General features: G+C 70.3%; 12 protein-coding genes and 2 pseudogenes. 12 read left to right on the plus strand and 2 right to left on the minus strand.

The genetic code is table 11. From position 1 onward, the window contains the following. Nucleotides 1–87 precede the first annotated feature (87 nt). The 7 genes and pseudogenes from ACN6LB_RS41790 to ACN6LB_RS41820 all read left to right on the plus strand — a co-directional run. Nucleotides 88–669: pseudogene (locus ACN6LB_RS41790) on the plus strand (helix-turn-helix domain-containing protein); the annotation flags it as partial. 137 nt (nt 670–806) lie between these two features. After that, on the plus strand, nt 807–4,424 hold the full coding sequence (locus tag ACN6LB_RS41795; RefSeq protein ID WP_445030454.1) for a hypothetical protein: 3,618 nt from the start codon (nt 807–809) through the stop codon (nt 4,422–4,424). Nucleotides 4,425–5,090: 666 nt separating this feature from the next. Continuing rightward, nucleotides 5,091–5,432 carry a hypothetical protein gene (locus ACN6LB_RS41800; protein WP_445030455.1) on the plus strand — a complete coding sequence of 114 codons (342 nt, stop codon included), beginning with the start codon at nt 5,091–5,093 and terminating at the stop codon, nt 5,430–5,432. 121 nt (nt 5,433–5,553) lie between these two features. Further along, nucleotides 5,554–5,874 carry a hypothetical protein gene (locus ACN6LB_RS41805; RefSeq protein WP_445030456.1) on the plus strand — a complete coding sequence of 107 codons (321 nt, stop codon included), beginning with the start codon at nt 5,554–5,556 and terminating at the stop codon, nt 5,872–5,874. A gap of 154 nt (nt 5,875–6,028) precedes the next feature. Next, the gene (locus ACN6LB_RS41810; protein ID WP_445030457.1) at nt 6,029–7,273 is read left to right on the plus strand and encodes an IS256 family transposase; all 1,245 of its coding nucleotides are present in this window, start codon (nt 6,029–6,031) and stop codon (nt 7,271–7,273) included. Nucleotides 7,274–7,729: 456 nt separating this feature from the next. Then, complete coding sequence (locus tag ACN6LB_RS41815) at nt 7,730–8,695, plus strand: hypothetical protein (protein ID WP_445030458.1); 966 nt, start codon at nt 7,730–7,732, stop codon at nt 8,693–8,695. Then, nucleotides 8,692–8,832, plus strand: a complete 141-nt coding sequence (locus tag ACN6LB_RS41820; protein WP_445030459.1) for a hypothetical protein — start codon at nt 8,692–8,694, stop codon at nt 8,830–8,832. Before ACN6LB_RS41815 ends, ACN6LB_RS41820 begins: the two co-directional genes overlap by 4 nt. Nucleotides 8,833–9,355: 523 nt before the next feature. Here ACN6LB_RS41820 and ACN6LB_RS41825 read toward each other — a convergent pair. Further along, the gene (locus ACN6LB_RS41825; RefSeq protein ID WP_445030460.1) at nt 9,356–10,912 is read right to left on the minus strand and encodes an esterase/lipase family protein; all 1,557 of its coding nucleotides are present in this window, start codon (nt 10,910–10,912) and stop codon (nt 9,356–9,358) included. Then, nucleotides 10,905–13,595 carry a CHAT domain-containing protein gene (locus ACN6LB_RS41830; protein WP_445030461.1) on the minus strand — a complete coding sequence of 897 codons (2,691 nt, stop codon included), beginning with the start codon at nt 13,593–13,595 and terminating at the stop codon, nt 10,905–10,907. Before ACN6LB_RS41830 ends, ACN6LB_RS41825 begins: the two co-directional genes overlap by 8 nt. A gap of 98 nt (nt 13,596–13,693) precedes the next feature. On the opposite strand from ACN6LB_RS41830, the pseudogene ACN6LB_RS41835 reads away from it, so the two are divergent. The 5 genes and pseudogenes from ACN6LB_RS41835 to ACN6LB_RS41855 all read left to right on the plus strand — a co-directional run. Beyond that, nucleotides 13,694–14,241: pseudogene (locus ACN6LB_RS41835) on the plus strand (NF041680 family putative transposase); the annotation flags it as partial. A gap of 349 nt (nt 14,242–14,590) precedes the next feature. Next, nucleotides 14,591–14,785, plus strand: coding sequence for a hypothetical protein (locus tag ACN6LB_RS41840; protein WP_445030462.1), 195 nt, complete (start codon nt 14,591–14,593; stop codon nt 14,783–14,785). A gap of 363 nt (nt 14,786–15,148) precedes the next feature. Beyond that, nucleotides 15,149–17,845 carry an ATP-binding protein gene (locus ACN6LB_RS41845; RefSeq protein WP_445030463.1) on the plus strand — a complete coding sequence of 899 codons (2,697 nt, stop codon included), beginning with the start codon at nt 15,149–15,151 and terminating at the stop codon, nt 17,843–17,845. 99 nt (nt 17,846–17,944) lie between these two features. Next, nucleotides 17,945–18,997 carry a hypothetical protein gene (locus ACN6LB_RS41850; RefSeq protein ID WP_445030464.1) on the plus strand — a complete coding sequence of 351 codons (1,053 nt, stop codon included), beginning with the start codon at nt 17,945–17,947 and terminating at the stop codon, nt 18,995–18,997. A gap of 203 nt (nt 18,998–19,200) precedes the next feature. Beyond that, nucleotides 19,201–21,396, plus strand: a complete 2,196-nt coding sequence (locus ACN6LB_RS41855) for a choice-of-anchor D domain-containing protein (RefSeq protein WP_445030465.1) — start codon at nt 19,201–19,203, stop codon at nt 21,394–21,396. Nucleotides 21,397–21,562: the final 166 nt, after the last annotated feature.

Below are 21,562 nucleotides of genomic sequence, written 5' to 3' on the forward strand. Positions count from 1 at the left end.
CACCCGCTGGAACAGTTCCCACAACTCATCCGGCACCAGCCGCTCAACGATCGAGACCACGACCGGCAGCCTACAGAACCAAATGAGATGACGTCTAAGGGGGGCGACGTGGCGGGTCGTCGTGAAGTGCCGGTGGATCCGGGGGCGGGTCCGGTGCAGCGGTTCGCGTTCGAGTTGCGCAAGCTGCGCACCGAGGCGGGCGCGCTGACCTACCGTGTGCTGGCCGATCGGGCCGGGTACGGAGTGACGACGCTGTCGCAGGCCGCGGCCGGTGAGCAGTTGCCGACGCTCCAGGTGGTCCTTGCCTATGTACAGGCGTGCGGGGGTGGCGCGGCGGAGTGGGAGGCGCGGTGGAAGCAGGCGGTGGACGAGGTCGCCGCCTCGGCTCCGGCAGAAGAAGAGGAGGGCGGGGAGCCGCCGTACCGGGGGCTGGCCAGGTTCGAGCCGGGCGACAGCGGCCGGTTCTTCGGCCGTGACGAACTCACCGCCGATCTGCTGTACCTGATGCGCCGGCAGCGGTTCGCCGCAGTGTTCGGCCCGTCCGGCAGCGGAAAGTCCTCCCTGCTGCGCGCCGGCCTGATCCCCGCCCTGCAGCACACCCAGGACGCGGACCTGCGCCCGTCCGCCATCCGCATCCTCACCCCCGGCCCGCACCCGGCACGCACCCACGCTTCACCACCGCGGGTGTGGCTGGTCTCTCCTTTTTGCTCCGGCGCCCAGCAGCCGGGAAGCGCCGTTGGGGCTGCAGGCGTGACGCATTGTTCGTCGAGGCTGCTGGCTGCGACGGGCGCTGCTAGCGTGGCCCGGTGATACCGAATGGCACTCCTGGCGCGGAAGTTGACCCGTCCCGGCTGGCGGACGGCTCCCACACTGCGGACGCCCTCACTGCGCTGGGAGCCAACGGCGAGCGGGCGCTGGCCCACCTTCGCACCGCCGTGCAGATGCTCAAGGAGCCCGACCGGTGGCCCAGGCCGTTCGAGACCATCCAGGCAGCCTGCCGGTCCGCTCTGGATGCGCTCCTCAAGGAAGCCGGTGAGGACTTCGAGGGCCCGCGCGCTGCACAGAAGCAGGTCAACACGCAAGTCGCGGCTCTCCTCCAGCAGGCCGGCAAGCAGGGCCAGACCCTGCTGGACAAGCTGCTCGCCGCAATCGACGCCGCCGACGTGCCAGACGTCCTGGAGCCGAAGGCCGGCCTTGGAGCAGGAATTCAGCGGCTGATCCGCATCCCAGACGGCCGACTGCCGGTCCCGGCCGACCCCCGGGCGGAGTACGAGGCGGTCCGCGAGCTCCTGGACCTGGCCGAAGAACTGGACGCGCTGCCCGCCGCCGGGGATGACCAACGGGCGATCGTCGAGGTCCTGCGCCGCGTGCGGCAAGCCCGCCAGGCCTCCGGAGCAGCCGAAGCAGCCGCCCGGCCGGACGGCCTCGCCGGCCTGCGGGACGCGTGGGCCTACTACAAGCGGGAGGAGCAGGCCGGCAAGTTCCGGCCGCGCCAGGTGGCGCACCTCGTCAACCGCTACCACGGCACCGCCCCTGGGCCCGGCGAAGAGGAGGCGTTCCGGGCCTGGTCGAAGTTCTACGGGCGTACTTCCGGCAGTCTTCACGGCGGCGCGGCCGAGGACGAGGCGAGCACCCGACGCCTGGTCTCCGACTTCCTGGCGCACGTAGAGCAGCTTCTGCTCGACCTGCCTGCCCTGGCCCCGCTGCTGGTCTCACTCGCCCGCAACGAGATGCCGAGCGCGGCGGACGCAGCTGCGGTGGCCGCGATCCACCAGCCGCGCGCAATCAGGTGGTTCTTCGCCAACGCCGTGAGCCCCGCCTGGCTCGACCTGGTCAACACCGATCGGCTTCTGCCCGAGGCGGGCCGATGGCCGGCCCAGCCGTACCTGGAGCGCGTTGCGCAGTCGGATCCGCGGCGGGTCCTGGAGTGGCTCGGGGAGCACCGAGGCGCTTTCACCAGCGCGGACCCGGCCGTGCTGGCCGGTCTCCTGAGGGTGACTGGCGCCATCGGCGGGGCCTCCGCCCCCGTGGTGCGGACCGTCGTGGGCCAGGACGGCACCGTGGAGACGCTGTGGCGTCAGCTGGTGGTGTGGTTGGCCGACGTCCCGGCCGACGAGCGGGACGTCGACTGGGTTGAAGTGGCCAAGCGGGTGCTGCTGTACGTGGTGGAGCACCCCGCCGGGCAGCACTGGGAGCTCCAGGCGCAGCTGGCGGAACTCCAACGCGCCGCGTACGGCCCGGACGGCGCCGGGGAAGCGGCCGTGGTGAGGTCCGTACGCTCTGCGGTGAAGGCGGTCGTCGAGGCCACCGTGACGTCCGAGGTGGAGCAGGCGGACCTCGACCGGGCGGACGACCTGCGCCAGGTCGTCTCGGCCGACGACTTCGGCCCCTCCGCCACCCGGATCGCGGTCCGTGCCCGCCTCGACTTCGCCCGCACCGAGTTCCAGCACGGCGTCACCCTGTCCGAGCGCATCGCCGGATGGCCGAGTCTGCCGGGACCGTCCCGGTGGGCGGACCGTGTGCTGGCCGCGCACCTGCTGGAGAGCCTCCCTCAGCAGCGCGACGACTCCGAGGCCTCCCAGAGCTGGCTCGCGGCCGCTCGCGGCCTCCTGGCTCGCCTGGGCGACGTCGAGATCGTCGGCGCCGACACCGCCGACCTGGTCGCCGCCGCCCTCGACCGTTGCCCGCCCGATGCCCTGGCGGAGCTGGAGGAGGAGCTCACGGCCGCGCTCGGCCCGGCCCCGACCGGGGCCGCCATCGAAGCAGGCCGCAGCGCTCTGGCCAACTGGGCTGTCCCGGCCCCGGCCGGCTGGTCCGTGGTGTGGTCGCTGTCGCCAGTGCTGCCCGCGTTGGTGCTTGCCCCGTGGCAGCCCGTCGTCGACGCGGTGACCTCCCTGTTCGGGCCCGCTCCGGCCAAACCGCTGCCGCGCTTTCGGTTCGTCCCCTACCTCGACACCCTCACCGCCGCCGCCCAAGACCTCGCGCCCGTCGCCACCAACCAAGGCGCACCGGCGGCCGCCACGCTCCTGCTGGAGCGGCAGCGGACCGGATCCCTGTCCCCGGACTACGCCCGGATCGTTCTGGGCCAGCTCGTCGCCACCGATCCGGCCCTGTGGGCCATGGACGTCCCCGCGGTCGCCGCCGCCCTCGCAGATCCCGCCCTGCAGCAGGCCTACCTGGCCGCGCTGCGCACCCCGCTGACCGCCGACCCGCGCCCGCTCCCGGACCACGAGGCCACCACGAGGGCCGTCATCACAGCGCTGTGGGACCTGCTCGGCGCGCCCGGTGTCGGGGCCTCGGTCCGGCAGGGGGCGCAGCTGACGCTGTGTCTGGCGCTGAGCGAGGCATGGAGGCACCGTATCGACCTCGGGGACATCGCGGTTGCGGTCACAGCCTGGCTGGAGACGGCAGTCACCGCCTGGACCGAACCGACCACCTCGGAGGCCGACCCGCTGTCGGCCGCCCACCAGGAGATCGGCGGCCTCGCCCTGGACGCCCTCATCCGACACGGTCTGACTTTCGTCAACGCCCCGGCCGAGCTCACGGCGGCTGTCGAGACCCTTCTCGACAGCATCTTCGACGAGGGCGCCGACGACCGCGCCCTGGCGGTCATCGGCCATCTCCTTCCCGCCCTGATCAAGAGCGCACCCCGCTGGGTCGACCGGCACCAGGCAGCTCTCTTCGACCTCGACGGTGCGGTCTCGCCCGCTGTCCTCGGGATCAACTCCCGGCGGAGCATCGACCCCGAGGGCCTGCGTATCCTGCGGCGCATCGACCCGGTCCAGCTGGCCGCCTACCTGAGCCGTACCAGCGGCGACAACACGAAGAACGCCATGCTCTGGCCTTACTGCGCGGCCCTGCTGCTGGCCAATCCGGCAGCCCTCGGCGGCCGCCCCGACTTCCTCGCCCTCCTGACCACCCGCGACGGCGGCCCGGCGGCGATCTCCCGCCTGCTGGGCGCGGCCGAGCGTCTCCTGCCCCGAACCGCCACACTGGAGAACGCAGCGGACGTCGAGCAGGGGGTGGCCCTGTGGCGCGGTGTCCTCGCGCTCGACCTCTCCGGCTCGTCCGGCCACTTGCGCGGCGCCGGGAACTTCGCTCACGCCGCCGCACTGGACGACGCGGTGTGGCTGGAGCTGACCGCCCAGACCCTCGAGCGCACCACGGACATCACCTTCGTCACCGCCGTGGCACGGCGCGCGGCCCGGCGCCCGGACCTTGAAGCCGCCTACCAGGTTTGCGCGGTCCTTGTGGCCGCCGATGACCCCAAGGACTCCGCCATGGCGTTCTTTCGGACCGCGGAGATCAAGAACGCAGGCATCGCTCTGTGGCGGGCCGCCGAGCCGAGCACTCTGGGCCGCGCGGAGCTCGGCCAAGCCCTCGCCCGCCACCACGACTTCCTAGAGGGCGCCGTGGAGGAGTGAGGCTGGGGGAGGCCTCGGCGAGCTGCGAGATGCGGTGAGTCGCCCCACCTGGCTACCGGCCAGTCGGCGGCGGGCGCCCCGCCATCACCGACCGGAACGGCCTCCACTCGTAAGCCACTTCGCTCCGTCAGCCGCAACACGACATGTGGCAATACAGCGTCTGTCTACGGAACACCGGTACGTGTTCCGGCTCGGCAAGAACCAGCGTGAGCGCGACCAGATCACCCTCGGGTATCCGGACCTGAAGACCCCAAGGGCCCCGACTCCTGCAAATGGCTGAGGACCAGCACGTCGGCGCCATCCACTGCGGCGCACCCGGGGTGCGAGCCGCGCAACTTCGAGGCAGTAGCTGGTAGAGCACCCCCGATGCTGCCTGGCCAGTCGAAGGTCGAGTTGTACGCCTGTGAGCGGTCGCGTAATTCCCCAAGTCGACGCCGTCGTCCCCGCTTGTATGTACGAATCGACTGAGCGGGGAAGTGCTGGGCCGCCCGGCTGTGAAGTGTCCGGTCCGAGCCGGGCCCTCAAGGACGCCTACGGCGCCGCTACCGCGATGAGCTGCGCTCATCCTTGACCGCCCGGCTCGGACCTAAAAGATCGGCTGGTTACCGGGCGTCCCGGGGAAGAGCGCCGTCCGCCTGGTCGTCGCGGAGCAACTCCGCGTTCCCCATGGCCAATTCCGCGGAGTTCGGACTGGGGAATATCGCCGTCGTTCACAACGCCGCGCTGCGGCGCGACTCCCGCGATGGCATGTCGAACCGGGCGTTGCAGTGCAAGTACGGCGTCACCTGGAGCACGGTCAACAAGGCCCTGACCTCGGCTTGGCCGCAGCCACGCACGACAACCGCTTCGGCGCGGCCGTCGAAGCTGGATCCGTTCACGCCGCTGATCGACGAGATCCTGCTCATTGATCTGGATGCGACCAGGAAACAGCGCCACACCGTCACCCCGGATCTACCGCCGTCTGATCGACGAGCACTCCTCGTCCGAGGCGTTACGTTGACCACTTGAACCCGCACCGATGAGAGGGCGCAAGCGTCCTGCCAGCAACTCGCTGGCACTCCTGCCTCGTTGTCCTTGCCGCGTGAGAGGCTGCCCGGCGACACCAGGACATGGATGGAGAGCTGGCGGGATGGGTTTCGAGGGCGAAGTCTGGCGACTGATGCGGCAGGAGGATCTCCTCGGCGAGATCGTGATCGACGAGGCCGACTTTCCATGGCTGAACGGTCGCTTCGTTCCAACGCCGACGTTCGAAGAGGTGAAGCCGTGGTTCGACGAGTCGCTGGCTCTGCTGGAGGCGGAGGAGTACGAGCGGTTCGACGACTCCTACGACCGGATCGCGGACACCTTGTCGCTGGTTGCCCCGTCAGGTCCAGTGGCGGAGTTCCTTCTGCACATCAGTGACGCTCGTGCTTGGTTCAGATGGAGTGACGAACCATTCGATGATGTCTGACCCCGTGGGGCCTTGGGGAAGGTTGCGTCCAGGGAGATGGTGTACGGGTTCGACCTGATCCGGGGGTTTGCTCCGGCATCGGGATGGCGCCCGCATAGATGAACGGCCACCGGCTGATCTTCGAAGTGTCGAAGCCTCGAAGGAGATCAGCACGATGACCGCACCAGACAGTCTGCCCCTGCACGCCCTCGCCGAAGACAACCTCGCCGCGGCGAGTCCCGATCTGCTGCGCGCGATGGTCAAGACGTTCGCCGACGCACTCATGTCCGCCGAGGCCGACGCCCTCTGCAACGCCGAATACGGCCAGGTCAGCGACGAACGCGTCAACCACCGCAACGGCTACCGCCCACGCGAGTGGGACACCCGCGCCGGCACCGTCGAACTGGCCATCCCCAAGCTCAGGTCCGGGAGTTACTTCCCGCACTGGCTGCTGGAACGCCGACGCCGCGCCGAACAAGCCCTCATCTCGGTCGTCGCCACCGCCTACCTGCTCGGCGTGTCCACCCGCCGAGTCGAGAAGCTCGCCGAGTCCCTCGGCGTCACCCAACTGTCGAAATCCCAGGTCAGCGCGATGGCCAAGCACCTGGACGAGCAGGTCGCTGCGTTCCGCAACCGGCCCCTGGACCAAGGCCCTTACGCCTTCGTCTGGGTCGACGCGCTCACCCAGAAGGTCCGCGAGGGCGGCCGCATCATCAACGTCCACGCCCTGATCGCGGTCGGCGTCAACGCCGACGGGCACCGCGAGATCCTCGGCATCGACGTCGCCACCGCCGAGGACGGCGCCGGCTGGCTGGCCTTCCTGCGCTCGCTGACCGCCCGCGGCCTGTCCGGCGTCCAACTGGTCGTCTCCGACGCCCACATGGGCCTGGTCAACGCGATCGGCGCCACCCTGCCCGGCGCGAGCTGGCAGCGATGCCGCACCCACTACGCCCGCGCGCTGCTGAGCCAGGTCCCCAAGTCGGCCCAGCCATGGGTGGCCACCCTGCTCCGGACCGTCTTCGAACAGCCCGACACCGACACCGACACCGTCCAGGCCCAGATGCGGCACGTCCTCGATGCCCTGGAGGCCAAGTTCCCCAAGGCCGCAGCCCACTTGGACGCCGCCCAGGGAGACGTGCTGGCCTTCACCGCGTTCCCCCGCGAGAGCTGGCGGCAGATCTGGTCGAACAACCCGCAGGAACGGCTCAACAAGGAGATCCGCCGCCGCACCGACGTGGTCGGCATCTTCCCTGACCGCACCGCTCTTATCCGCCTGGTCGGCGCAGTGCTGGCCGAGCAGAACGACGAGTGGACCGAGGCCCGCCGCTACATGGGACTCGACCTCCTCGCCAAGACCCGCCTCCACCCGATCGAGTCAGAAACCGACGAGACCGTCCTCCCGACCGAACTCACCGCATAGCCTCAAAGACGAGATCACCGAGTGGCCGTCAATACACCACTCCCGTGGACGTGACCCGTCGGATCAACTACGCCGGAACACAGAGCACAGCACGGCGACTTCGGCCAGGGACCAACCACATATACGAGCGGGGTCGGCCTTCCGCCACCGGCAGCACGCCCCCTGCCGGGGGCTTCGGACGAAGTGCGGACCGGGCCCCTGACGGCGCCCTCCGGAGTCAGTGCGGTACCGGGGCCATGGCCGCTGCTCCCCGGGTTCTGCCGGGTGCGCAGCCGCTGATCGCCACGGCCGGCGCCCGCGCGGCCGGTCATCGCACCGCCCGTGCCGCGACGACGTGCGCCCGGCATGTCACTTGTGATGCAGGTCACAGAAGTGTTCGACGATTCTTTGCCGGATCAGCGCCCTGCCGGGACCGAAGGGTGAACGCTCATACCGATCAGCAAGGAGCACCACCCCATGACCAACGCCGCCGACGGCCACCAGGCGGGCCCGAGCACCGCTCCGCCGTCCACCGAGCTCGTCCGCTCCTCCCGGCGGGCGTTGCGGTACATCCGCCGCCCGCAGCACCTCGAGGAGTTCCACGGCCCGAAGCTCGTGCCCGACCTCACCGGGCTGACGCCTCCCGAGCAGCGCTTCGAGACCGAGGTTGCCGAGAAGATCCGCTCTCTCTCCCTCGTGGGCGTCGCACCGCAGCGGGCCGACCACCGACCGGACGCTGTCCTCGTCGAGCAGGTCGACGGCCAGCTGCGCATGATGCTCGTCGAGGTGAAGTGGTCGGCTCGCGCCGAGGAGCGGGAGCGGGCGCGTCTGGGGATCTTCGCGGCGCTCAACGCCCGTCGGGCGGTCCTGGAGAGCCGGACGGTGGACGGGTGGAAGCCCACGGTCGACGAGTTCACCCACACCTGGCTCGGCATCCGCCGACCCGACGAGGACTGGCTCGAGGCGGTCTCCACCGCCCTCCTCGGCGACTGGGTCGACCTGCTGGACGCCCACCTCCTCGACGAGGTCGGCGAACTCGGTCTCCGGCAGCTGAAGAAGGAATCCAGCACCGTCCACCGCCAGCTGCAGCCGCTGTTCCAGCGCAAGGCCCACGGCGCCCGCCTGCTCTCCCTCGACCACCCTGTCCCCGCCGGCGGCACCCTCACCGACCTCCTCGCCGACCGCGCCGCCCCGAACCAGAACGTGTCGCTGTGGGAGCCGGAGAACGACCGCGCCGCCGCCGTCTTCGCCCGGCTGACCCCGCACGAGCAGCACCTTGCGCGGACTTGGGCCACCGCCGCCCCGGGCAGCACCTGGACGGAGTTCGCCGGCCTCACCGGCCTCGCGGGCACCGACGCCGACAACTTCCGCCGCAAGCTCCGGCGTCTCGGCCGCCAGCGCAGCAACACCCATGCCGCGCGCCGTGCCCGGAGCACCCCGTGAACCTCCTGCAGGCCACCCTCCCCGAGTACCTCGCCGACCTCGCGGCCGCCGCAACCCTCACCGCCATCACATGGATCACCCGCAAGACCCGCCGCCGGAGGACGAACACCAACCCCGACCACGCCCCACCTTCTTGAGGCGCGAAGGCCCGCCGCGCACCCGCCGCGCCCTATCGGCCGGCCCGGTGCGCGGCGGGCGCAGCACCACCCCGGGATCCCAATCCCCTGGCGCACTCCAGCAACAAGAAGGACGCCCACCCTGACCACGCCCTTTGCCGAACCTCCGAGGGGCTACGCGTCTTCCTGGGCGACCAGGCCCTGCTCGATGCCCTTCCGGAAGACGGCGGCAGCGCACAGCAGGGCCGGGCTCGCCGACGACGGCGTCCGCCTTTGAAGCGAGCCACTGCTCTAAGCACGGCCTCTCGCCCATGACCCGGGATCGCGCTGGATGGCGAGGGCTGGGTGGGCGTCGTCGACGGGGTCGCCAGCGTCCAGGTCGATGTCCCAGCGCACGAGGTAGGAAGTCACGTCCCCGCCTCCTCTTCGGGGGCGTGGCCAGCAAGCGCTCCTGTCGTACCCGCGCCGGGCGACCCGGGGCGTCTCCCCTCCCCTGCGTTCCACAATCCTCCCGTGCCGCGGCAACGGCGCGTCCGGGGCGCGGTCAGCTCCCCGGCAGCCAGTCGGAGAGGCCCGCGCGGACCTGCGCGTCCCGGAAGAAGCCGCTGTGGACGACGGCGCTCGCCGACGGGACGACGAGCGGATCGGGCACGACGTACGAACCGGCGCGGTGGACGCCCTCGGTCGGTACGACGAGGTCGTTGCCGACACCGAACAGCCGGTCCACCAGCCCGTCGAGCGCGCGCATCGCCAACGCCGCGTCCCGTGCGGGCTCGAAGTCGGACGTCACCGCGCGCGCCGAACTCTCGGTCGAGACGGCGGAGGCGTTGAGTTCACGGAGCCCTTCCGACGCGGGGTCCATCGCAGCCAGACCGTCCAGCCCGCCGAGGGCACCAGTCGCACAGTGCTTCACGACTTCGAGGACGACCTCCAGGGTGGTGCTCACCAGCTCCTCCGGGAACAGCCCGAGCAGATTGGTGAAGACCCCGAGCAGATCGCTCAGTCGCTGCTTCTCGGCGAGGGCCGTGCCCGCGTTGGGGGTGGCGACATGGACCAGCGTACGGACGAAAGGGGCGGGCCGTCCCGCGCCCGCCAGGCCGTCCCGGCTCAGGTGGCGGGCGACGAGACCGCCCCGGGAGTGGGTGACGATGTCGAGGGTGAGTCGCCGGTCGGCGGGCAGGCGCTCCAGGAGCCAGCGCGCGTTGTCGACCGGGTCCAGGTGGACGGTCGGATGGTCGAAGACCAGGACGCGGCCGTCGTAGCGCCGGTGGAGGTCGTGCAGCAGCGGCTCATCGTCGACGATGCCGCGAAAGCCGGTGCGGCACCTGCTGAACGTGCCGTGAACGAAGAGCAGGAAGGGCCGGTCGGCGAGCTCGGCGAGCCGGCCCGCGCTCACCTGCCCCCCGTCACCCGCCTGTTCGCCTGCCTGTTCGCCTGCCCCGAGGAACGTCTGCGGGGTGGTCAGCCGGAGCCCGTACGGGCGGTGCCTCTTCTCCCACCGGCTGACCGCGAAGTCGGCCGCGAGACCGGCCGCCCGCTCGATCGGGAACCGCAGCAGGTGCAGAACCTTGCCGACACCGAACCCGACGATGCCTCGGTCCGCCGCCGACCCGCCCGCGGGGAGCGTGAACTGCTCCATCGGAACACGGAAAGTCTGGGCCCCGGCCGCCCGGTCCGTGCGGCCGCCCCGCACTGCCGCCCTTGGGAACACCCAGCGCACGACGCCGGTCGCATCTGCCTCCAGCAGAACCTGCCCCTCGTCCGGCGGGGGCGCGGGCGCCTCCAGCAGGAGGTGCGGGCCGGGAGCGCCGCTCCGATCGGGCCCGCCGGGGCGGCGTGGCACGGCCAAGTCGCTCAGCGGCACGGTGAGCACCGGCCGCATCCCGGCCTCCTGAGCCGCGGTGCCCAGCAGGCGCGCGGCGGGCACGGGGACGTGGTCGGCGAGGAGTTGCTCGGGCAGCCCGCCAGGCGCCGCGTCGCGCACCGGCGTCCCGGCCGCGGCCCATCGGCGGACCTCGCCGACGCGGCCGCCGACCTCCGAGGAGCGCAGGACCAGACCGTAGGGGAGTTCTCTGCGTCCGTCCCGTTCGAGATCAGGCATCGTCCGTTCCTTCCCTTTGCGCTGAAGCGCCTTCCGCGGTCCACTGGACGGTCAGCCGTGGGTGGCCGAAGAAGAGGTAGGCGAGCGGGGTCGACAGCTCGGCCCCGGCTGCGCCGAGCGTTCCGGCACGCTGCCTGCGCAGGTACTCGGCGGGGGCCGTGCCGCTCTTCAGCACGGCCTTGTAGAAGCCCTGGGCGAAGTTCTTGGCGACCTTGTCGTCGACGTTCCACAGCGGGGCGACGGCCGCCTGTGCCCCGATGCCGAGGAAGGCGGGCACCATGCCCGCGTACGCGCCCAGCTCGCTGCGGCCCTGCCCGACCTGGCAGGCGTTGAGGAACACGAGCCGCACCCCGCTGGCCTCCACCCCGCTGACGGACCGTCGGCTCAAGTACGTGCCGTCCACCATCTGCAGACCGTCCTCCAGCTCTTCCGTGCTGAACTTCCCGTGCACGGCGAGGTGGAGGATGTCCGGCCCCCGCTCGCCCTCCAGGGCCATGAGTACCTGGTCGGTGGTGGCGTCGACGGGGTTCGCGCGGTAGTGCCGGATGAGGTGCTTGGCCTCGGCCTTCGCCTCCTTGAGTTCGGCGACGGCGTAGTCCCCGGTCACCACGGACATCCTGTGGGGGTGCAGGTGCGCGGGCGGGGCCGGGGTGCGCTGCCGGTCGCCGTAGATCCAGCGGCCGACGACTGCCTGGGCGCCGAGGTGGGCCGGGGCCGACGGGTCCAACGGCTCGGACAGCAGGGCCAGTTCCCAGGGGACGTACGGGTCCCAGGTGGCCAGGAGCACGCTCGGCGGACCGGCACGTTCCCCTGCGGCCCGCAGGGCGGCCCACACCTCCTCCGGCACGGCGCCGCTCGCCTCACGGCCGACTCCCTTGAGGTAGTGGGCCAGGTCGAAGGCGTCCTTGCGCTCCTGCACGCCGCGCATGACGGAGCGGGCCCAGTCGGCCTCACCGCCGAGCGTGGTCACCAGCGGCTTGTCGCAGGCGCCGACGCCCGGGTGCGGCGAGCGGTACAGCCAGCAGTGCTGCCGCCCTTCGCTGTCGTTCCCCGGGGCCACGACGATCTCCAGATCCGGCTGGGTGCCGGCGTCCGCCTCTTCCGGCAGCACCCATACGCCTCCGGCCGCCTGCATCCGCGGCTCGTCACCGGCCGGCTCCCCGGGCGCCTCTCCCACCCGTACGGTCCGGTGGGCGACCCCGATGACGCTGCCGGCGACCGCGTACACCGCGGTGATCACCCGCTCCGCGGACAGGGACGGATCGTCCACCGCCCGGAGCCTGAGCATCCGGTACGGGTACGGGTCGTCCGGAGCGGCCCTCATGTGCAGGGTGAGCGGGTCCTCGCCGACCACGGCGAAGCCGTGCGCGAGGACCGAGACGTCGAGCGTGAATGCGTCGGCGGGGACGGTGAGGGGGGCGGGCTGGACGACCTCGGGTGTGGGGAGCGGGGCCAGCCCTGCGCGCAGCTCGAAGGCTTCGTCGGGCACGACGTGGTGGGGGGCGTCGAGGCGGGCGTAGGCCTCGCGGGTGGGGGCGGTAACCGCGAGCGCAGACTCCTCGGCTTGGACGAGAACCTCGCTCTCGGCACCCCTGTGCCTGAACCAGTCTCGGAGGCGACCAAGCACGGGGTGGCGGCTTGTCCCTTCGACTGCCCGCCCTCCCTCAGACCTGTACTCCGGGGGCAGCGCATGGTGCCTGTCCGGCGGGGCCGACGGCCGCGCCTCCGCGCCGTGCCGGTGCGGGGGCGGTTCGAGAGAGTCCGCTTCGAACGCATACTCGACCGGGGCGGTGGGCGGCGTTTGGTCGTCGGCTTGCCCGAATCCGGTCTCCGGCTCCAGCAGCAACGTCAGGTGGGCGAGTTCGCCGGGGCGGGAGGTCGGCTCCGGCCAGCGCACGGGAGGGCGCCCCAGGTGGGGCGCCGCCCTGGACAGTTCTCGCAGCGTGGCGAGGCGTTCGACCAGGTCCTCGCCCCTGAGCCGTGCGACGGCACTGCCGACCACCTCGGCCGGCGGCGCGAGGCTCAGCACCGCGCCGAGCCACTCGGCCCGGTCGACGAGCACCGGCCGAGGGAGCTGGGGGAGATCCGCCGCGAGCGTGTCCGGCAGCACCTCGACGACCTGTCCGAAGCGCTCAGTGGCAGCCCGGAGGGTCTCGTCGTCCTCGTCCACGGCATCCACGAGGGTGGCGATCAGCACCGACAGCAGCCGCTGCCTCCCACTTTCGAAGAGGGAGGCGAGCGGGGACAGGTCGGACGGGAAGCCACGACCGTCCAGGAGGCGTTCGGTCACAGCCAGTTCCACGGCCCGTGCGGAAGCCCACTCGCCCGGATCGCCCCGTACCGAAGGTATGACGGCAGGCCGGTCCGGGGTGGCCAGGGCCCGCCGCGCCGCGTCCTGATGGGCCGAGCCGTCGTCAGCGGCCCACCCTTCGAGGACGGCCCGCACCTCGACCACAGGGAGGTGTCCGGCCGCCTCGACCAGGGAGTCCGGCACCATGGGCTCCGCCCGGAAACGGCTGAGGACCAGCTCCGCGACCTCCTCCGCCGCCGGTTCGTCCAGCGGGAGCGCGGCACACGCCGCGAGGGCTTCGGTGCGCAGGCTGCGGTTGTCCTCATGGGCGGCGATGCCCAGCAGCGGTCCGAGGTCGTCCGACGTCAGGAAGCGGTACGAGCGTGAGGCCACGGCTCAGCCCTCCGGGAAGATCGGCCCCACCACTCACGGTAGCCCCAGGAACCTCCCAGGTCTTCTTGTGCGTCGCCGTTCAGCCGCGGCACGTCTCCAGCCACACCGGCGAACTCCCCATCATCGAGGGCACGCTGATCCGCCTCCAGGTCGACCGCCTGCCCGGAGGAGGCGCCCCGCTCCCACTCTGGCTGTGGTCGTCCGCCACCGGCCTGAACAGCGAGGACGTCGACATGCGATGGCAGGCGTTCCTGCGAAGGTTCGACATCGAGCACCTCTTCAGGCTGATGAAACAGACCCTCGGGTGGACCCGGCCGAAGCTGCGGAGCCCCTAGGCCGGCGAGCGCTGGCCCTGGCTGATCATCGCCGCGCACACCCAGATCCGCCTTCTGCGCGGGGCAGCCGCCGACTTGCGGCGGCCGTGGGAGAAGCCTGCCGAGCCCGGCCGGCTCACCCCGGCCCGAGTCCGCCGGGGGTTCAGAAACCTCCGCCCACATCTCACCTGCCCAGCCCGTGCACCGCATCAACACCCGGCCCTGGAAGGCCACTTGGCTCGAAGAACCGGCGGCCCGCCACCCGCTACGACGTGGGCAAGACCGTGAAACGACCTGAGAGCATCACCGAACGAAACCGACTCAGACCATAAGGAACAAGCTGAGTGTCCTCGGGCGATCCGCCGGCCGAGCGGGCCGGGGCTCCGGAAGGGGTGTTGAGGCAGCGAGGAGCGGGAGCTGCGCGGGCGCTGGCCGCGCAGTCCCGGACCGTGGCGTGGGCGGCGGATGGCACGCCCTGGCAACGGTTCTTACGCACGATCAGCGGCGGCAGATGGGGCCGCCAGCCCACCGGTTGGACCGTCATCCGGCTGGATGCCCCTTGGCAGGACACTCCCTCCTCGAAACGGCCAGGCTGGAGGGAACGCGCCGCGAACCTCGCAAGCGATGTCGACTACACCGTCTGCGCCCGCTGCTGCCTCGGGTGGGTCGCAGCCCTACACCATGGAGAAATACCAGCGGTGCGGGCTGGCCACCGCCGCCTTGGATGCGCTGCGCCACGAGAACCCCGGCCTGTCCTGGCACACCCTGGGCGGCCACTTCCAAGACTCCCGCCCCTTCTGGACGGCGGTGGGCACGGGCCTGCCGGGCAGCTACCAGCAGCGCGAGACCTGCCCACACCTACCCGGGGGGGGGTGAGCCGCGGCCTCGCTGCGCCGACGGCGGTCGATCCGGCTCCCCTCCCCCGGCCACTGATCCCGTACACCACGACAAGGGACACCATCTCATCTCGGGCCCTGAGTAGCCGCCCTGCGCGCGACCGCGCGCATCTGCTCCCGTCCCCTCGTCCTGAGCCGCACGAGCGAGCGCCTGGTACACATGCAGCTCGCAGAGGCCTGCAGCCTCTGCCGCGCACTCAGGTGTGATGCACGAAAATCCCTGTTGCCAGAGCGGTCTCACGAGGTGAAGGCCGGGCTCATGCTTCATTGCTGCAGGCAGGGGCCGCGCCTATTCTCACCCTGAGAGCACGCGGCGCCGTGCTGTCCAGCTGGAGCGTCCACCATGACGGCTTCCCGGAGAACCGACAACCTGCCAGCTCCACTGACGACTTTCGTCGGCCGTCGGCCGGACGTCGGTGAGATCGGCGCCGCCCTCGAACGGGCCCGACTGGTCACACTGACCGGTGCCGGCGGGGCAGGCAAGAGCCGACTCGCCCTCGAAGTGGCCAACCGGCGGACCGCACATCACCGGGACGGCGTATGGCTGGTCGAGCTAGCCGGGCTCGTCGACCCCGTCCTTGTCGCACACACCGTCGCCGGAGTCCTCGATGTTCCTGAGCAGCGTGGAGGGGCCCAGATCGTCGCCCTCACCGAGCGTCTGCGCGGCTCCGACATGCTGATCTGCCTGGACAACTGTGAACATCTCCTCGATCCGGTGGCCCAGTTGGTTCAGGATCTCCTCGTCGAGTGCCGCGGTCTGCGGGTGCTGATCACTAGCAGGGAGCGCCTCGGAGTCACCGGCGAGACGCTCTGGCCGGTGGCCGGGCTGTCCGTGCCGCCCGACGGCGCCGATGAGGCGGGTAACGCCCAGGGGTTCGACGCGGTGCGGCTGTTTCTCGACCGGGCCATCGCTGCCGACCCCGGCTTCCGGCTCACCGAGGAGAATGCCCCGGCGGTCGCTGATATCTGCCGCCGGCTCGATGGGCTTCCGCTGGCCATCGAGCTCGCTGCGGCCCGGGTCAACTCCCTGGGAGTGGAGCGGATCAGCCGGCGTCTCGACAATCGGTTCGGGCTGTTGGCTGCATCGAGCCGTGCCGCCTTGCCTCACCATCGGACCTTGCGGGGAGTGGTCGAGTGGAGCTACCGGATGCTCAGCGACCCGGAACGCGAACTGTTCGACCGCCTCGCTGTGTTCTCGGGCGACTTCGGTACAGAGGCCGCCGAGGCCGTGTCCGACGAGCCGGACGGGCCCGGAGATGTCGCGGAGCTGCTGCCCAGACTGATCGACAAGTCCCTGGTGACCGTTACTCCGGTGCGGGGATCGCCGCGTTACCGGGTCCTCGAAACCCTGCGGGCGTACGGCTTGGAACGGCTCGGCGACGCCGACGCCATCGACCCCCTGCGTGCCCGGCACGCGGCGTACTACGTGGACCTCGCCGAGCGGGCCTGGGAAGGGTATCGAGGTCCGGAGCAGCCGGACTGGCTGAACCGTCTCGAGACCGAGCACAGCAATCTCCGAGCGGCCCTTGACTGGCAGCTCGCCACCCACGACATCGAGGGCGCCCTCCGCCTCGCCGGTGCCCTCGCACCCTACTGGGATCTGCGCGGACACTACGCGGAGGGGCACGTCTGGCTGGAGCGGGCCCTGTCTGCGGATGCCGCCACCTCCATCGCCACCTCGGCTGAGGGACGAGTGCGTGCCCTGAACGGCCTGGCCACCCTGGCAGTGATCGAGGGCGACCTCCCGCGCGCTGCTCGCGCCTGTAGCGAGGCCGTGGAACTGTCGCGCCGGGGCGGCGATCTGCAAGGACTGGCCTACGCACTCCAATACCTCGGCTTCGCCGCCGTCTGCGCCGACGACCTCGACCGGGCGGTCGACGTCCTGGAGGAGTCGTTGACCGTTGCCCGGGAGTCAGCGGACCTCTGGCTGACGGGCTGGTCGTATCAATTCCTCACCGCTGCGCAGCTCGCCCGGAACGACTTCGAGCGAGCCCGCGCTCTGGCGGAGGCCGCATACGCCACCCTCCAGGAGACGGGCGAGCCCGAGAGCCTCGCCTGGGCCGCTCTCACCCACGCGATGGCCACCTGGGCGCTTGGGGGGAGCAACGACACCGTCGCCCGTGTCTCGGAGGCGCTCCGGCGCTTTTGGGTGCTGAAGGCCAAGTGGGGCCTGTCCGAAGTGTTCTGTCTCACCGGGCTCTACACAGCAGGCCAAGGCAACTGGGCACGGGGAGCCGGCCTGCTGGGCGCGTCGGAGTCGTTACGGGACTCCGTAGGCGTGGCGTTGATGCCCTTCGTACGGGAATTCATGGCGACTGTCGCGACCGAGGGCCGTGTTGCGCTCGGTGCCCGCCACTTCGACGGGGCGTGGGAGCGCGGCCGAGGGTGGTCGATCGATGCGGCCGCACTGGCGGTCACCGAGGAACTCGGGCTGCCGCCTCTGCAGCCTTACGACGGCGAACAGATCCTCCGCGCAGTGGATACGGGTGAACCATCGTCCGACGGCGCCGCGCTCCGCAGGGAGGGCGAATACTGGGCCATCGCGCACGGCGATCAGGTCTTCCGTCTCAAGGACACCCGCGGACTCGGATATCTGAACCGCCTCCTCCACGAGCCCGACCGCGAATTCCTCGCCCTCGAGCTCGCTGGCGCTGGTTCCGAACCGATCCCGAGCGACGCGGGATCGGTCCTCGACGCACGGGCCAAGACTGAGTACCGCAACCGGCTGCGGGAACTCACCGACGACCTCCAAGAGGCCGAGCAGTGGAACGACGCCGGACGGGCCGAGCGCGCCCGCACCGAAATCGATGCCCTGACCGAGCAGTTGGCAGGCGCGGTCGGCCTAGGCGGCCGCGACCGCAAAGCCGCCTCGGCCACCGAGCGGGCCCGACTCAACGTGACCAAGGCACTCAGATCGGTGGTACGCCGAATCACCCGCGAGGACCCCGTCCTCGGCCGGCATCTGGACCGCAGTCTGCGCACCGGCACGTACTGCTGCTACGCCCCCGACCCCGCAACCCGGATCACCTGGCGATTCTGACCCTCCGGCCAGGTGTGCCGCCCGGATACACGATGTGCCGCCCCAAAGGACGCCCTTGGAGATGAGCAGACCGCTCACCACCGAGGAGACGAGACGCGCATGACCGACAACATCGATACCGTCGTCACCGGTATCACCAATGCCAAGGTGCTCGCTGTGGCCGAACGCGTGGTCTGTGAATTCCAGCTGGCCGCGGAGAAGGTCGCGGCCCATCACAGCGAATCCGCCAAGTACCCGATGCCGTCCGGCAGTACCGCGACGGAACATCTGATGGCGAGCCGCTTCAAGGCACTACCCGAGGGGACCCGGAAGAAGGCCGCGGACCGCATCGTGGCCGACCTGAAGAACCAGCCCGGCCGCGCCAAGAAGCTGGACGACCTCGCCAAGGTGGATCTCCATTCGACGACCTCCGTCGAGGCCCAGGTCAGGAAGCTGCCCTTCCCCGCGAAGCTCAAGTTCCCGGCCGACGAACTGCGCAAGACTCCGGTCACCAAGGATGCAGTGGGCACAGTGGAACAGACCGCGGCCGCGGCGGGGACCCCGCTGCGGAAGCTGGAACTCCGGCTCCACCAGGTGAAGTGTGTGGAGGAGACCAACGAGGCGTTCAAGGACGAGATTTCGCTGGGCGGCACCGCCGTCGACGAGAGTGGCGACGCCGACAAGATCTCCTCCTTCCGGGTTAAGAGCTTCCACACCGGCGGCGTGCAGACGTACGCCCCGCCGCGACGGCTGGTCTGGTTCAACCTCGCCGAAGGCCCAGTGAAGTTCCCCAAGTCCTACTTCGTCACGCTGGTGCTCGCCGAGGTGGACCAGGGCGGCTTCAGCAGCTTCGTCGACGGGCTGATCAACAAGGTGCGGGTCGCGATCAGCAAGGCACTGGGTGATGCCATCGGCAGTCAGCTGCCCGGCGGCCCGGGCGGACCGATCGCCGAGCTGATCAGCAAGGCGATCGACTACGTAGTCGGGAAGATCTTCAGCTTCCTCAAAGTGGTGTGGCAGGACGACATCTTCCAGCCCTTCACCGTTCAGGCCACCATTCCGTCCCTGTCCAGTCGTTGGGCCGGCCGATCCGACAGCCCAGAGCGCACCGTCACCTACACCGGACACGGCGGCAAATACCAACTCGTCTACGACTGGAGGATGTTCAGCTAATGAGCACCTTGCTGTTCGGGACTACGCGGCTCATCCTGACCCCGGTGCACGGCGTTCGCCTGGAGCCGGTCGAACTGGCCGTCCGCGCCCACGTCCTCGCCCAGATGCGCCCGCTCGGGTCCCGGACCGCCGCCTCCCCGCCCCCGGCGGGGCGGGAGGCTCCGGCCGCGGCCACCCGGCGGGAAATCCTGGCATATCAGCCTGTGGAGTTCCGCGCACCCTGCGGCTACGGCAAGACGACGCTTCTGCGGCACCTGGCCTCCGGCGCCGTCTGGGCGCCGGCCGTGTACGTCCGGGCGGGTGCCGCGCCATTGGACGACGTACTACAGATGATCTTCGATCAGCTCTTTGCCGCCCCGGAACCGGTGAAGCCGACCCGCGCGGAGTGCGAGCAGCTCATCCGCAGCTGCCGCACACTTGTCGTACTCGACGATGTGCCACCCGGCTCGCGCATCCCGCACCATCTCGCGACGGCGCTTACCGGCTACGGCCACCTGGTGGTCGGCTCGGTCGGGCCGGTACTGACCGGGCTCGGCCAGTCCTGGACGCTGCCGGGGCTGCCCGCAGACGCGGCGTTCACCTTGTTCACCCAGGCGCTGGGCCGGCCGATCGCCGACACCGAACTCCCCTACATACACCGGCTGCTGGAGGCCGTGGCGGGACAACCCCTGCACATCAAGCAGGCCGCGGCCCTCCTGCGGGCCGGGGACTTCACCGCGCGACGCCTCGCGGAGGAGGCCGAGGCCGATCCGGAGGCGCTCGACCGGCTCTCCCTGAGCAGACTCAGCAACGTCAAACGGCGGGCGCTGGCCGTCCTCACACTGTTCGCCGGCGCACTGCTGCCAGCCGCGCTGGTGTCCGGCATCGGAGACATCTCTTATGTCCTGCAGTACCTGGACGCGCTGCACCGGGACGGTCTCGCCGAGCATCCGGACGACCGGTTCGGCATCCCCGTGTGCAAGAAGGAGAACTATGAGCGAGAGCTCCTCGGCCACATCGACTTCGCCGCAGCGGTACGCGGACTCGTCGACTGGCTCGCCGACCCCACCGGACCGCATGCGCTGGAGGGACTGGAGGCGGCACTGAGCCTGCTCGGATTCGCAACCGACCGGGCGCAGTTCGCCGTGGTGGTCCGCCTGATCCGGCTGATAGAGCCCGTGCTGTTCGTGCTGGGCCGCTGGCAGCAGTGGCGGCACGTCCTGGGGCAGGGCATTGAGGCGGCGCAACAGACCGCAGACGCATCGGCCGAAGCGCTCTTCGCTCACCAGAAGGGCACGCTGGCGTACTGCGAAAACCGCCTCCAGGAGGCCCAGGACCTGCTGGAACGGGCAGTGGAGCTACGCTCGCGGCTCGCGGATCACACGGGAGCAGCATTGAGCCGGGAACACTTGAGGCTCGTGCGGGCGGCGTCCGGCGCGCCGCCGACCTACCCGAACGGCCAGCCAGACCGCCATAACCGAGGGACCAGGGCTCGGGCGCTTCGAGCCTCCATACTCACCGTTGCAGGGGCGGTAGCGATCGTGGCAGCGGTGCAAGGCATCACGTCTGCCGGTGGCAGCTCTGGTGGCAGCTCTGGTGGCAGTTCCGTTGGTGGCTCCATCGGCGGGTCTGGCTCCAGCAACAGCTCTTCGGGCGCCTCCGGCACGACCGGCACCACAGGCTCGACGGGTACGGGTACGTCATCTGGTGGCGAGCAACGAGAGCCTTCAGCGGAGAACACACCCACTGCGCTGGACTTCCCGGAGACTCCAATCGGTACTCGCAGCGCCCCCAAAGCGCTCACACTCACCAGCACGGGAACAGCACCCCTGTCCGTCGACATGGTGAAGCTCGGCGGCACCGCGCCGCAGGACTTCGAGATCATCGCCGATGGCTGCTCCGGCAAGGAGTTCGCGACGAAGAAGGACTGCCGGCTCCAGGTGGTCTTCGAGCCGACAGCGGCCGGCCAGCGAGACGCCACGCTGACGATCCCCAACAACGCGGCCGAAGGCATCCGCAGCGTTCGCCTCTCGGGGGCGGCGATCCCCGCCGCCTCGCTTCCCGACCTGACTTTGGCCGCCGTTCCTGCGGGCAACATGCTGAACATCGTGATCACGAACAGCGGCAGAGGGACTGCGGGTTCCTTCGTGACCCAGGTGGTGATCACAGAGAATGGCACCACGAAAGAGGTAGTGGCGCAGGAGGAGCCAAGTAACACTCTGCGCGGGGGCGGTCAACAATCTTGGCCTGTCCGGATACCGGATGCGTGCAAGGAACTCGAAAACTGCACTTACCAGGTGGTCGTCGACTACAACCACGCTGTTCAGGAAGTTGACGAAACCAACAACAAGGTAACCGGGCCCACGCCGCCATCGAACGAGCCAACCCAGCCCCCGGACACCATCGAGCCCCTGCGCTGAACCGCTCCGGGACAGTCCGACGCCTCCATCCGCCCAGGAGCCAGCGGTTCACTGCCCTGTGCCCGCGGAGGCCGCCCACATTGCCGACAACAGTCACACAATTGTTGGCAGTAACCAGAGGTAACTCTCCGACGAGGGATGCTTGAGACCAAGCGGCACCCCCCAA

The organism is Streptomyces sp. SAS_270 (assembly GCF_052543295.1).

Excerpts from the sequence above, each read along its gene's own strand:
- ACN6LB_RS41800 (WP_445030455.1), top strand. The coding sequence starts at position 5,091 with ATGGCCAATTCCGCGGAGTTCGGACTGGGGAATATCGCCGTCGTTCAC.
- ACN6LB_RS41850 (WP_445030464.1), top strand. The coding sequence starts at position 17,945 with ATGACCGACAACATCGATACCGTCGTCACCGGTATCACCAATGCCAAG.
- ACN6LB_RS41825 (WP_445030460.1), bottom strand. The coding sequence starts at position 10,912 with ATGCCTGATCTCGAACGGGACGGACGCAGAGAACTCCCCTACGGTCTG.
- ACN6LB_RS41840 (WP_445030462.1), top strand. The coding sequence starts at position 14,591 with ATGGAGAAATACCAGCGGTGCGGGCTGGCCACCGCCGCCTTGGATGCG.
- ACN6LB_RS41805 (WP_445030456.1), top strand. The coding sequence starts at position 5,554 with ATGGGTTTCGAGGGCGAAGTCTGGCGACTGATGCGGCAGGAGGATCTC.
- ACN6LB_RS41815 (WP_445030458.1), top strand. The coding sequence starts at position 7,730 with ATGACCAACGCCGCCGACGGCCACCAGGCGGGCCCGAGCACCGCTCCG.
- ACN6LB_RS41845 (WP_445030463.1), top strand. The coding sequence starts at position 15,149 with ATGACGGCTTCCCGGAGAACCGACAACCTGCCAGCTCCACTGACGACT.
- ACN6LB_RS41810 (WP_445030457.1), top strand. The coding sequence starts at position 6,029 with ATGACCGCACCAGACAGTCTGCCCCTGCACGCCCTCGCCGAAGACAAC.